This window comes from Geodermatophilus sp. CPCC 206100 (assembly GCF_048569675.1).
GTDB lineage: Bacteria > Actinomycetota > Actinomycetes > Mycobacteriales > Geodermatophilaceae > Geodermatophilus.
On record NZ_JAQISV010000052.1, the window covers coordinates 1 to 11,620 of the forward strand.

The 11,620-nt window shown below is 71.5% G+C and carries 9 protein-coding genes, 2 tRNA genes and 2 pseudogenes; 5 read left to right on the forward strand and 8 right to left on the reverse strand.

Features of this window, described 5'->3' with window-relative positions; genetic code table 11:
• The 5 genes and pseudogenes from PGN05_RS21320 to PGN05_RS21340 form a co-directional block, all read right to left on the reverse strand.
• Nucleotides 1-184: pseudogene (locus PGN05_RS21320) on the reverse strand (glycosyltransferase family 2 protein); the annotation flags it as partial.
• 583 nt (nt 185-767) lie between these two features.
• Nucleotides 768-1,841 carry a PHP domain-containing protein gene (locus PGN05_RS21325; RefSeq protein WP_419754618.1) on the reverse strand — a complete coding sequence of 358 codons (1,074 nt, stop codon included), beginning with the start codon at nt 1,839-1,841 and terminating at the stop codon, nt 768-770.
• Nucleotides 1,838-2,386: a DoxX family protein gene (locus PGN05_RS21330; protein WP_419754582.1), complete on the reverse strand. Its 549-nt coding sequence runs from the start codon at nt 2,384-2,386 to the stop codon at nt 1,838-1,840. Before PGN05_RS21330 ends, PGN05_RS21325 begins: the two co-directional genes overlap by 4 nt.
• Nucleotides 2,387-2,503: 117 nt before the next feature.
• Nucleotides 2,504-3,934, reverse strand: coding sequence for a bifunctional phosphatase PAP2/diacylglycerol kinase family protein (locus tag PGN05_RS21335; RefSeq protein ID WP_419754583.1), 1,431 nt, complete (start codon nt 3,932-3,934; stop codon nt 2,504-2,506).
• A gap of 64 nt (nt 3,935-3,998) precedes the next feature.
• On the reverse strand, nt 3,999-4,532 hold the full coding sequence (locus PGN05_RS21340; protein WP_419754584.1) for a CGNR zinc finger domain-containing protein: 534 nt from the start codon (nt 4,530-4,532) through the stop codon (nt 3,999-4,001).
• A gap of 142 nt (nt 4,533-4,674) precedes the next feature.
• On the opposite strand from PGN05_RS21340, the gene PGN05_RS21345 reads away from it, so the two are divergent.
• From PGN05_RS21345 to PGN05_RS21355, 3 genes are all read left to right on the forward strand, one after another.
• Nucleotides 4,675-5,880 (forward strand): MFS transporter, encoded by a 1,206-nt coding sequence (locus PGN05_RS21345; RefSeq protein WP_419754585.1) that lies wholly within the window; start codon nt 4,675-4,677, stop codon nt 5,878-5,880.
• Between the two features lie 73 nt (nt 5,881-5,953).
• Nucleotides 5,954-6,042: transfer RNA gene (locus tag PGN05_RS21350), tRNA-Ser, on the forward strand.
• 20 nt (nt 6,043-6,062) lie between these two features.
• Nucleotides 6,063-6,135 (forward strand) — tRNA-Arg (locus PGN05_RS21355).
• A 176-nt stretch (nt 6,136-6,311) separates the two neighbouring features.
• Here the strand turns inward: PGN05_RS21355 and PGN05_RS21360 are convergent.
• Both PGN05_RS21360 and PGN05_RS21365 read right to left on the reverse strand, forming a co-directional pair.
• Nucleotides 6,312-7,511 (reverse strand): annotated as a pseudogene (locus tag PGN05_RS21360) (tyrosine-type recombinase/integrase); the annotation flags it as partial.
• Nucleotides 7,430-7,948: a hypothetical protein gene (locus tag PGN05_RS21365; RefSeq protein ID WP_419754586.1), complete on the reverse strand. Its 519-nt coding sequence runs from the start codon at nt 7,946-7,948 to the stop codon at nt 7,430-7,432. The gene PGN05_RS21365 and the pseudogene PGN05_RS21360, both read right to left, overlap by 82 nt.
• Nucleotides 7,949-8,343: 395 nt before the next feature.
• Between PGN05_RS21365 and PGN05_RS21370 the strand changes: the two genes are divergently transcribed.
• Nucleotides 8,344-8,607 (forward strand): helix-turn-helix domain-containing protein, encoded by a 264-nt coding sequence (locus PGN05_RS21370; RefSeq protein ID WP_419754587.1) that lies wholly within the window; start codon nt 8,344-8,346, stop codon nt 8,605-8,607.
• A 23-nt stretch (nt 8,608-8,630) separates the two neighbouring features.
• Nucleotides 8,631-8,813 (forward strand): hypothetical protein, encoded by a 183-nt coding sequence (locus PGN05_RS21375; protein ID WP_419754588.1) that lies wholly within the window; start codon nt 8,631-8,633, stop codon nt 8,811-8,813.
• Between the two features lie 1,875 nt (nt 8,814-10,688).
• Here the strand turns inward: PGN05_RS21375 and PGN05_RS21380 are convergent.
• Nucleotides 10,689-11,615: a DUF5655 domain-containing protein gene (locus tag PGN05_RS21380; protein ID WP_419754589.1), complete on the reverse strand. Its 927-nt coding sequence runs from the start codon at nt 11,613-11,615 to the stop codon at nt 10,689-10,691.
• Nucleotides 11,616-11,620 lie beyond the last annotated feature (5 nt).

Here is an 11,620-nt window from a genome sequence, read left to right on the forward strand (position 1 = left end):
TGCGGCCGTCGACCACGATCACCTCGTGCACGTCCTCGGGGATGAGGGCGAACACGTGCGGCAGGTTCTTGGCCTCGTTGAAGGTGGGGACGACGACGCTCACGCGCGGCGACCCGATCCGCGTCACGGTGGGGCTGTGCGGGAGCGAGTGCGGGCGCAGCTCGATCACCTGGCGGGAACGCATGGGCGGGTGTCCTCTCTAGGACGGGCCCGGTTTCGCCACTGCTCCCCGCCGGGCTGAGGCGACCAACTGCGCCCGGCGGATCATCACTACCCGTTCGTGGTGGTGCTGACCGATGTCGTGTGCCTGGTCGCGGCGGACCGCGACCGCCCGGGGACCGGCGTGCGCCGTCCGCCCATCCGAATCGGTGAACGGTGACTCTCCGTGGCCCCCGAGGTCTGTTGCATTACTACCGGGTCGGCTTCCGTGCGTGCAACCGACCTCGTCGCGACTCGCGGCTCCGCCCGGGCGTGGCAGGGCGCGTCGCGGCGTGGTCTTCGTCACAGGATCGCCCCGTCCGGAGCGCTGGAGGGGCTCCGATACCCCGTGGATGCCGCCTGCGCAACGGTCGATGGCCCTCGAGGGCGTGGCGGGCCGGCTCGCGGACGGCCCCCCGGGCGCCTCCGGCGGCCATCACCCGTTCGTGGCCACTATCACCCGCCCGGGCGTACCGCCAGCCCCCTGTGGACCCGCTCCTCACGCAGGGACACCCCGCCCGGTGGCGGCCGGTGTCCCGGGCCGGACCCGGCTGCGGCGCCGGGCGCGGTCACGCAGTGTCGTCCCCGGGGTCGGCGGTGGTCCAGGCGAGGAGCCGGTCGGCCGGCCAGCTGTTGACCACCCGCGCGACGGGCACGCCGCACTCCACGGCGCGCTCGCACCCGTTGCTCTGCCAGTCGAGCTGGCCGGGGGCGTGGGCGTCGGTGTCGATCGCGAACTCGCAGCCGAGGTCGACGGCGAGGGAGAGCAGCCGCATCGGCGGGTCCAGGCGCTCCGGCCGGGAGTTGATCTCGACGGCGGTGCCGTGCTCGACGCAGGCGCTGAAGACCGCCTCGGCGTCGAACGTGCTCTCCGGGCGCGGCCGCTGGCGCCGTCCCTCCCGCTGCTCCCGCGGGATCAGCAGCCGTCCCGTGCAGTGCCCGAGGACGTCGGTGTGCGGGTCGGCGACGGCGGCGAGCATGCGCGCGGTCATCGCGGCGCTGTCGGCCCGCAGGTCCGAGTGCACGCTGGCCACCACGACGTCGAGCCGGCCCAGCAGCTCCTCGGTCTGGTCGAGGCTGCCGTCGACGTTGATGTCGCACTCGATGCCGGTGAGGATCCGGAACGGCGCGAGCTCCTCGTTGAGGGAGGCGACGACGTCCAGCTGCCGCTCCAGCCGCTCGGGCGAGAGCCCGTTGGCCACCGTCAGCCGGGGCGAGTGGTCGGTGAGCGCGATGTAGTCGTGGCCCAGCCCGATGGCCGCCTCGGCCATCTCGCGGATCGGGCTGCCGCCGTCGGACCAGTCGGAGTGGACGTGCAGGTCGCCGCGCAGCGCGGTGCGGAACGCCGCCACGTCGTCGGCCAGCGGCAGCAGCTCCCCGTGCGTCTCCTCGAGCCGGGCCAGGTACTCGGGGACCTCGCCGGAGTGGGCCTGCACGATCGCGGCGCCGGTCTTCGGGCCGATGCCGCGCAGGTCGGTGAGCGTCTTCGTGCGGATCCGGCGGTCGAGCTCCTCGGGGGTGAGCGCGTCGACGACCGCGGCCGCGGTGCGGAACGCGGCCACCCGGTGCGTGGGCTCGCGGGCGCGCTCCAGGAGGAAGGCGATCCTCCGGAGCGCGGCCGCGGGCGTCAGGGGTTCGGTCAGCGGGAGCCCTTCCGCACCCGCTTCTCGGCCTTCTTCTGGGCCTTGGCGGCGCGCTTCTGGGCCCGGTCGTAGCTCTTCTCGGTGGAGTTCGCCGCGCGCTTGGCCGCGCGGCGGGCCCGGTAGCCGACCGACGGCTTGCCCTCGGTGTCGACGGCGGCGATGAGCAGGCCGCCGAGCAGGCCGAGGTTCTTCAGGAAGTGCGAGATCTGCCCGAAGCGCTCCTTGGGGTCGTCGTGCTCCCAGAAGCGGTGCCCGGCCAGCGTGGTCGGGACGATGCTGGCCGACAGCGCCAGCGCCGACAGCCGGGGCAGCTTGCCCAGGGCGAGCAGTGAGCCCGCGACGACCTTGACGCCGGCGTCGATCTTGACCCACTGCTCGACGTCGCGGGGCACCTGGACGGGCAGCTGCTTGTCGGCCTGCTCGGTGATCTGCTCGACGACGGGTGCGGCGCCCGGCACCCGGGACTGCGGGTTGCGCAGGGTGTCGATGCCGCCGTAGACGAACGACGAGGCGAGCAACGGCCGGGCGATCCGGCGGACCAGCATGGTGGGGACCTCTCTCCCTCGGGACCTTCGGTGCCCGGACCGTGCCGGGACACCCCTGCTCGGGACCGTAGTGAGGTCGCTGCGACTCCGCCGCTCGACGGCCGCGGTCCGTCGCGCTCAGTCGGTGCGGCAGCAGTAGACGGTGAGCGAGGCGCGCTTGCGGAAGTCGAACTCGGTCGCCGGGTCCCCGGTCTCGCCGTCGTAGGCCACCTGCTGCGGCCCCGACCGTGACACGACCCGCACCGACCGCGCCTGGCACTCGGCGTAGCCGGAGCTGCGGTCGCTGACCCCGAGCAGCGAGCCGAGGACGGCGCGGGTGCGGCTGAAGCGGACGTCGGCCCGCAGGTACTGGACGTCGAGCAGCCCGTCCTCCAGCCGAGGACGCCAGGCCGGGGCCAGCCCGCGGGGGGTGTAGCGGCAGTTGCCGACGAACAGGATCCAGACGAGCACCGGCCGGCCGTCCAGCAGCAGCGACACGGGCGTCCCGTGGTGCAACGTCTGCGCGGCGGCCACGGTCATCGCCGCCCACTTGCCCAGTCGGCCGGTCAGCGCGTCCCGGCGCCGGACCATCTCCGGATAGCTGCCGATGCTGGCCGTGTTGAGGAACGGCGTGCCGTTGACCTCGGCGACGTCCACCTCGACCGCCGCGCCGGCGGAGATCGCCTCGGCGGCGTGCTCGAGGGTGTGCACGCCGACGTCCCGGGCGAAGTGGTTGAGCGTGCCGGCGGGGAGCACGGCCAGCGGCAGCCCGTGCTCCAGCGCGACGGCCGCGGCCGCGGCGACGCTGCCGTCACCGCCGGCCACGCCGAGCGCCCGCGCGGACGGCGCCGCCTCCGCCAGCAGGTCGGCGATCGACCGCTCGGGGCCGGTCTCGAGGACCTCGGCCCGGGGCAGCAGCCGGCGGACGTCCTCGGCGGGGTCGTAGTCCTCGGGGCCCGAGCGCGGGTTGACCGCGACCACCAGGCCGTCGCCGTCGGGCAGGGCCGGCGCGCTGCGCGCCGTCCGCACCCGGGCGGGCGCGGTGGGCCGGACCCGCCACCACAGCCGGGTGGCGGCGGCGACCGCCGAGCCCGCGGCGAGGCCGGCGACGACGTCGCCCGGGTAGTGCACCCCCACGTGCACCCGGGAGTAGCCCACGGCCAGCGCGACCGGCGCGAGCGCGGCCCCGGCGGCCGGGGCCTCCATCGCCACCCCGGTGACGAAGGCGCCGGCCGAGGCGGAGTGCCCGCTCGGGAAGGAGTGGGTGGTGAAGGAGCGGTGCAGCAGCTTGTCCAGCGTGTGGCCGCCCAGGTCGGGGCGCCGGCGGCCGAACACCCGCTTGAGGACGGCGTTGACGATGCTGCTCGACAGCGCCATCGACCCCAGCCCCCGCACCGCCGCGCGGCGCAGCGGCCCGCGCCGGGCGGTCAGGAGCAGCCCGACGGCGATCCAGAGCTTCCCGTGGTCGGCGGCGGTGGTCAGCCGGCGCAGCCAGGCGTCGGCGGGGGAGGTCGGCAGCCCTCCGACGAGGGAGTGCAGGCGGGCATCCCAGTGCCGGGCGCTGCGCATGCCGCCGGACGCTAGCGGTTGTGGAGTCGCTCGGTGACGGTTCCCGGGCTCGAGCGACTCCGCTTCACGCCTTGCGGCGGGCCCGGTACGCGGCGACGGTCGACCGGCTGGCGCAGGTGTTCGAGCAGTAGCGCCGGCTGGCGTTGCGGGAGGTGTCGACGTACACGTCGTCGCAGCCCTCGGCCGAGCAGGTGCCGATCCGCTGCCAGCCGTGCTGGACCACCACCTGCGACAGCCCCATCGCCACCGTCGTCGTCAGCTGCTCCAGCACCGGGGCGTCGGCCCGGGCGTAGTGCAGGTGCAGCTCGCCGTCGTGGTCGGTCGCGTAGGGCTGCGGGGAGGCCAGGGCGAGCAGGTCGTTGAGCCGGGCGATGACCTCCTCCTGCGAGCCGGCGACGGCGACCGCGCGCACCAGGTCCGCCGTCGCGGCGGCGTGCTCGGCGTCGGCGGGGGCCAGGTCGAGCGGTGTCCCGGCGTCGAACCACTCGTCGTGGGCGCGCAGGAACGCCGCGGCCCACCCCGGTCCCTCGTCGCGCTCGGCGTTGGCGAGGTCGATGGCCAGCTCGACCGCGCTGGACCCGTAGGTGTCGTAGTCCATGCCTCTCCCTACCGCTGGTCGGCCGGATCACACGCGTAGGGGGCGTTGTTCGTTTGACTCCCTACTGCGCCCTCTCTAGCCTGTAGGGGGTCAACGAGTTTTGACCCCCTACCCTTCCCGTGCTCCTGAAGTGGGTCCTGTCGTGCGTGCGTACCTCTCCGTCTGGCGGTTGCCGTCTGCCCCGGTGCTGCTCGTGGCCGGTTTCGCCGGCCGGCTGCCCTCGGCGATGGTCCCGCTCGCGCTGCTGCTCATGGTGCAGCAGCAGACCGGTTCCTATGCCCTCGCCGGGCTCGCCTCGGCGACCTACGGCCTGGCGATGGCGTCCATGGCGCCGGTGCTCGGCCGGCTGGCCGACCGCCGGACGCCGCGGCCGGTCCTGCTGGCCCAGGCCGCGGCCCACCCGCTGCTGCTCGCCGTGCTGGTCGCCGTCGTCCTCGGCGGCGCGCCGACGGTGGCCGTCGTCGCCGCGTCCGCGGCCGCGGGTGCGGCGACCCCCCTGGTCTCCGGCACGGTGCGCGCGCTGTGGTCGCGGGTCGACCCCGCGGTGCGCCCCACCGCCTTCGCCCTCGATGCCACCGCCACCGAGCTGGTCTTCGTCGCCGGCCCCACCGCCGTCGCGGCGCTGACCGTGCTGGCCGGCCCGGCGTGGGCCGTGGGCCTGGCCGGCGGACTGGCCGTCCTCGGTGCGGTGGGCGTCGCGACGTCGCGGGCGCTGCGCGGCTGGACGCCGGTGGTCCCCGCCGAGCGGACCTCCCCGCTGGCCACCGTGCTCGCTCCCGGCATGCCGCGGGTGCTGGTCAGCGGCTCGGCGCTGATGCTCGGCTTCGGAGCGCTCGAGGTGGCGATCCCCGCCTTCGCCGACGAGGCGGGCTCGCCGGGCCTGTCCGGCGTCCTCCTGGCCCTGTGGTCTCTGGGTTCGGTCGCCGGTGGCCTGTGGTTCGGCGCCCGCGTGGTGAGCGTCTCGCTGCCGCGTCAGTACCGGTGGCTGCTCCTGGGCGTGACGATCGGGCTCGCCCCGCTCGCGGCGGCGTCCGACCCGTGGGTGCTCGGTGCGCTGCTGTTCCTCGGCGGGACCGCGATCGCGCCGACGCTCACCGTGCAGAACTCCCTCGTCGGCGCGCTGGCGCCGGCGCACGCGACGACCGAGGCGTTCACCTGGCTGTCCACGGTGGCCACCGGCGCGTCCGCGGTCGGTGCGGCGCTGGGTGGCGGGCTCATCGAGGGCCGGGCGGGGGTCAGCGGCAGCCTGCTGCTGGCGGTCGCCGGCGCCGCGGTGGCGGTGGCGGTGACCCTGGTGCCGGGCCGGCGGCGGGTCGCCCGTCCGGCCGGGGAGCCGGTGGCCGTCTGACCGCCCCCGCTGCCGGGGCCTCCCGGACCGCTGGTAGTCTCTCCTCGGTGGTTCCGGGGGGACTCGGACCCTGGGAGGCTTCGCCTAGTCCGGTCTATGGCGCCGCACTGCTAATGCGGTTTGGGTTAATCCCCATCCCGGGTTCAAATCCCGGAGCCTCCGCGTACGACAACTGAACACCGGCACCCGTAGCTCAACGGATAGAGCATCTGACTACGGATCAGAAGGTTAGGGGTTCGAATCCCTTCGGGTGCACGTCTGGTTGAGACACCGACCTGCGCGTTTCCCCGACGGGGGAGGCGCGCAGGTTCGTTTTCGGGGTCGTGTGGGCGCGATGTGGGCGCATCCGGTGCTGGAGTGGTCGCGCGTGGGCGCACCAGCCCCTCGGCTGCGTCGGCTGCTTTCCGCCCAGCTCCCTCGAGCAGGTGGTGGTACGTGTCCGCGGTCACCCGGATCGACGAGTGGCCCAGCCGCTTCGAGACGACGGCAATGTCGGCGCCCCCGGCGAGCATCAGCGACGCCGCTCCGTGCCGGAGGTCGTGCAGCCGGATCGGCCGCAGGTCGGCCGCCGCACTGAGCCGGGCGAAGACCTTGGTCACCTGCGAGGGCGTGAGGTCCTCGCCGTCCTCCCGCGTGAAGACCCGTCCCGAATCGCGATAGGCCGAGCCCCAGGCGTCCCGCTCGGCCTGCTGGTGCAGTTGGTGGGCGAGCAGAGCGCCGATCGTGCGGGGGCCGATGTCGACGCGGCGGTCCTCACCCGAGCGGGTCTTGGGCTTCCCCTCGACCGCCCTGCCGCCGACCTCCACCAGCTGCGAGCGCACGGTGATGACGCCGCGCTCGAGGTCGACGTCGTCCCACCGCAGGGCGCACGCCTCCCCGCGCCGAAGGCCGGTGAAGGCGAGCACCTCGAACAGCGCGCCGAGCCGGTGGCCCGCTGCATAGTCGAGGAACGCGGCGAGCTCATCCGGCTCCCACGGGCGGACCTTCGCCGGCCTCTCGGTGGGCAGGGCCACGTCGGTGGCCGCGTTGTACGCCACCAGCCGGGCGCGTCGGGCTGTCGTCAGGGCGGATCGCAGCGTGGCGTGGATTCGCCGGACCGTCGTCGTCCCCCGGCCGGCCGCCCGGAGGTCGCGAAGAAGCCTCTCCACGTGCCCGGGGCGCAGGTCCCCGAGGCGGAGGTGCCCGAGCGTGGGCACCAGGTCCATGTCGATGTAGCGGCGGTAGGAGAGGGCGGTCGATGGGCGCAGCCCGTCAGCGACTCGGTCAGCGAGCCACTCCTGGAGGAAGGTCCCCACGGTGATGCGGCCGTCATGCCGGTGCTCCCCGGTGGCAACGGCCGCGACCACCTTGGCCAGGGCTGCCTCGGCCTCCGCCTTGGTCGCGAATCCGCCCTTCTTCTGCTCTCTGCGGCGCCCGGTGCGGTGATCCCGGCCGACGTCCGCGCGGTAATACCAAGACCCGTGGCCGCGCTCGCGGCCGAGGCGGGGGCAGCTCGAGACGGGGCGCCCAGAGGCGTCCCTGCAACCGCACCGGCGGAACACTGAGCCCTTCACAGCTCGCCCCTCTCGATGGTGTTCTTCCCCGACATCTCGTTCTCCTCCGTCGTGTTGCCGTTGGGCAGATCGCTCCACTCCGTCGTCTGGACCGTGGGCATCTCGGGCGTGCTCGTCGCGCTGGGCTTCCGCGCGGGCGGCAGCAGCCCCAGAGCGCGCGTCCGCGCGACGGCCTTGCGCGCCTGGTCGAGGGTCACCGGCGGCTGGAGGGCCCCGGACCGCTCAAGTGCGTCGCGTACGGCCTGGACGGGCCGTCGGCCTCCCGTGAGGTAGGCCGGGACCACCAGGCGCGCGAGCGTTTCTTCGTCCAGTTGGGGGCGCGGGCCGCGGCGCTTCGGGGGCGAGCTCGCCCCGTCGCTGCTGCCTACCTCGTTGATGAACGAGTCCATGCCGCTGTGGACGGTGTCGCGGTACGTCCGGTAGGCGCCGAAGGCCTGGTCGAGAACGTCGGTCAGGGGGAGGCCCCGCAGTACGGGGCTGCCGATCTCGAGCCAGTCGCCGTTGCCCAGGTCCATCGGGCCGGGGGGCAGGACGTCGTCGAGGTTAAGGGAGCGTAGGTCGAGGCCTACGCACCTCAGGCGTCGGTCCACCGTGGCGAGGTGGACCCCGACATAGATGCGGACGCCTCGGACCTCGATTACCACCGGGAAGACGCCCCGGTAGATTCGCTCCGGACCCATGCGAGGTTTTTCCTGCCTTCCTGTCACTAATGACCCCTGATACTTGGCGGCGTCTACCTGTCCCCGTGGCGGCTGCCAGCTGGCTTGACGTGGCCATATCAGGAGATTTGCACAGCTACGTGCGTAGCTTGACAGCCTTCCTGGTCCTGGCATCGCCACGGTTGAGAGCAACATCCTCTACCAGAACTGGGTGTGGATACGTCGTTGTCGTGTCTGGTACCAAGGCTGTCATGTCGTCCCCTCCATCGCCAACGTCAGTCGAGCGCCTCATCCAGGCGCGGGCGCTGCTCGCCTCCGGGGAGGCCCGCCGAATCCGGCTCGCTGCGGGGCTGAGCGTCGGCCAGGTCGCCGCGGACATCGGGGTCAGCGCGTCCGCGATCCAGCGGTGGGAGCGCGGCGAGAGGGTCCCGCGCACTCGGGCAGCCGGGGACTACGCCGAGCTGCTCGTGCGCCTGCGCAACACCATGGAGGCCCCGTGGCGCGGCGCGGACTGACCCGTCGTTGGACGACCGAGGAGGTGGCTGCGCTGCCCGTGGTGGTCGACCTCGTCACCGCGGGCAGCGTGTTGGGCATGGGCCGTTCCTCTGCTTACGAGGCCGCCCGGCGGGGGGAGTTCCCCGTGCCGGTGATGCGGATCGGGTCGCGCTACCGGGTCGTGACCGGCCATCTTCTCGATCTACTCGGCGTCGAACGAGGGTGAGCTGCGCGACTCCACCGAGGGTCGGGACAACCCGCCGACGCGGCGATACCTCTTGGTGCATGCCAGTAGAGGCCAGTCAGCAGGACGCCGGTGAAGTCACTCAGAGTCCCGCGCTCAGGGGTGAGCGACCGGCATGGAGAACGGTCGGGCAGCTCGCACGGGAGTTGTCCTGCACCCCGGCCACGGTCTACCGGATGGTGCGCGCGCAGCGATGGCCCGCCCGGGTCCTGCCCGGCACCAGTCTCGTGCGCTTCGCCCCCGAGGACGTCGAGGCGATCAGGTCGATGGCTGAGCGGCCTCTTCTCGGGCCGGGTGCGCAGCGCTGGGGTGCGCCCGGGTTGCACAACACGACGATGAGGACCGGGCCGTTGACCAGCTAGTTCTCGGTCTCCTCTGTCGAGATGGCCTCGTGCTGCTCGGCACGCACAACCACAACCCATGGGCAGCGGGCGCCAGAGAAGCCCGCAGATCAGCCGGAGATCTCAGGTACTGACCGGACGAGGCCGCTGGTGGTACGGCGGGGTACGAAAACGTCCAGGCACCGCGCGTTGCAGCGAATCCCAGGTCACAGCGGGTACGCGTACACCATCAAGTCCTTGGTGACACCCGGTCTGTCCTGCGGGTGGCCGAGGGTGCCCGAGAGGGCTGATGGGTGGGTGGTCGAAGAACGTCGAAGGAGGTCCGGGCGACCACCCGGTCCACGCAGAAGGAAGACCGTCCAACACCCTCGGCCCGTTGCCGTCCCTGCTGCTCCGCAGCCATCTTCCCCTTCGGGGGGTGCGTACCTGAGACGCAGAAGATGCCCAGTCCCACATGACCAGGTGCACGTCCTCTCGGACGTGTGGTCACGTGGGCCTGGGCATCAGTGCCCCCTGAGGTAGGGCCTTCGGCCCTAGTTCAGGGGCGCTGGTGCTCGACATCGTCATCCCCGTCTACGACCACCTGCCGACGACGAAGGTGAAGAAGTAGATGCCCACGGTCGTCGCGCTGCCGATGGGCTTCTACTGCGGCTCCGCGCCTGGCGGTTCGGTCCGTTGGTGCCATCGCCTGCACCGGAGTCGATCCGGGGGAGGCCTGCCGGCCAGCGCGGTCAGCCCATCGATGAAGGGGCTGGTGCTGTGCATCGTCACGTCGATCCTTCTTCTGCGTGTCGACGACGAAGATGAAGTAGTAGATGCCCACGGGCACCGAACTGGGCCCTCGGTGTTAGTGAGAGGGGTCCTACGAGCCAACCTGCACCATGACTCAAGCTCCCGCGCAGTCCCTGGTTAGACCACCATCTCGGTATCGATGCCCGAGGTCTCCATCTCCTACGCCGGCTGCCGTGGCTGGCATGACCGCCGATCGATGACCGAGGGCTCGTGCCTCGGCGACTGGACCGCACTACGGCTTGCCGCCCGAAGCCAGCACCCGCGGGTGCGCGGGCGGGACTGATCCCCTTCGCACATACCTCCACACCTTCGCTATTGGACGAGTTCGCTTTTTGACCATGGAGGCGACTTGTTGTTTTCCGCCTAAATGACTATACTGTTTACACCATCCGAAAGGAGGTGAAAAGGAGCATGAAAGCACTCTGGGAAATTGCGGAGGTGCTGGAGCACCTGGGATACGCCACTCGAATCTCCCGTCAAGGGCACCTGAAGGTGTACCGGGACGGGGTTCGCGTCGCACGATTCCGGCTGCCAGCAGCCCGGCAGTAGGGGAGCCGGGGGCATGGATACTGCCCCCGGCTCCGTCCCAGGCTCTCATGCTCCTTTGTCATGACGCCGAAGAGCCCCGAGCCACTATGGCCGGGGCTCTTTGCTGTGCCAGGACTGCTGCGCCACCCCGTTGCGGGGCATGGAGTCATGGGGGACGGCCTGAGCAGACCTCCTCTCAGCTGGCGGCGTAGCTCTTGTCGAGCAGCGGCTGCGCCCGGACGACGTCCTCGGAGCTGGCCAGGGTCAGCTCCAGGTCTCCAGTTCCGAAGTGACCGATCGAACGAACGTCACGGGAGAAGTCGGCCTCGAGCGTCACCTCGTCCGGGTTGACCTTGACGTAGACCAATAGTTCGGCGGACTGGGGGTGGACCTCGACGCACGCGAAGTTCTTCAGGCGCCGGAAGGCGTAGTAGTTCTTGTTGACGATCTTCGAGACGTCGTCGCCGAGGTTCAGGAGGTACTGCTCAAGGGCGTCGTAGACGTCCTTCAGCTGCGCCGAGGCCGCCTCGTGCAACTGGCTCACCGTCTTCGTGTTGTTCATCGTCTTGGTGGAGCCCGTCGTGGTGATGGGTCCGGACTGCTCGCCCGCTGCGGTCGCCTTCGCGCTGGTCGAGGCCACCAGGTCGAGCGCGAGCAGACGGTCCTCGTAGCTGCGGTACCGGACCAGTTCGATGCTCCGGTTCATCTGACCGATCGCGTGTTCGTCGTATCGGTTGAAGTCACCGGCGACGCAGACGAGGCGGGGGTTCGACCAGTCGACGGTGACCGTGGGGCCGAGGCGCTTGAGGACCTGCAGTTCGAAGTCGCCGCGGTGATCCATGAGCCAGTCCAGGTAGAACAGGCCCTGGGTGATGACGTTGTCGTTCATCGCGCGCTTGTACTCGAAGATCACCGGGTTGCCGTTCTCGTCGATCCCCAGCGAGTCCATGCGGCCGGCGTGCTTCTTCCCCGTCGAGTACTCGCTGGCGAGGCAACGGACCCCGAACAGCGTCTCCATGTTCTTCTCGATCAGGGTCTGCAGAGACTTCTCGAGTGTCATGGCCGTTCCGGGGAGCTCGATGGCCATGCCGTTGTCGAGCTCGAACAGCTTCAGGTCCCCCATGACGA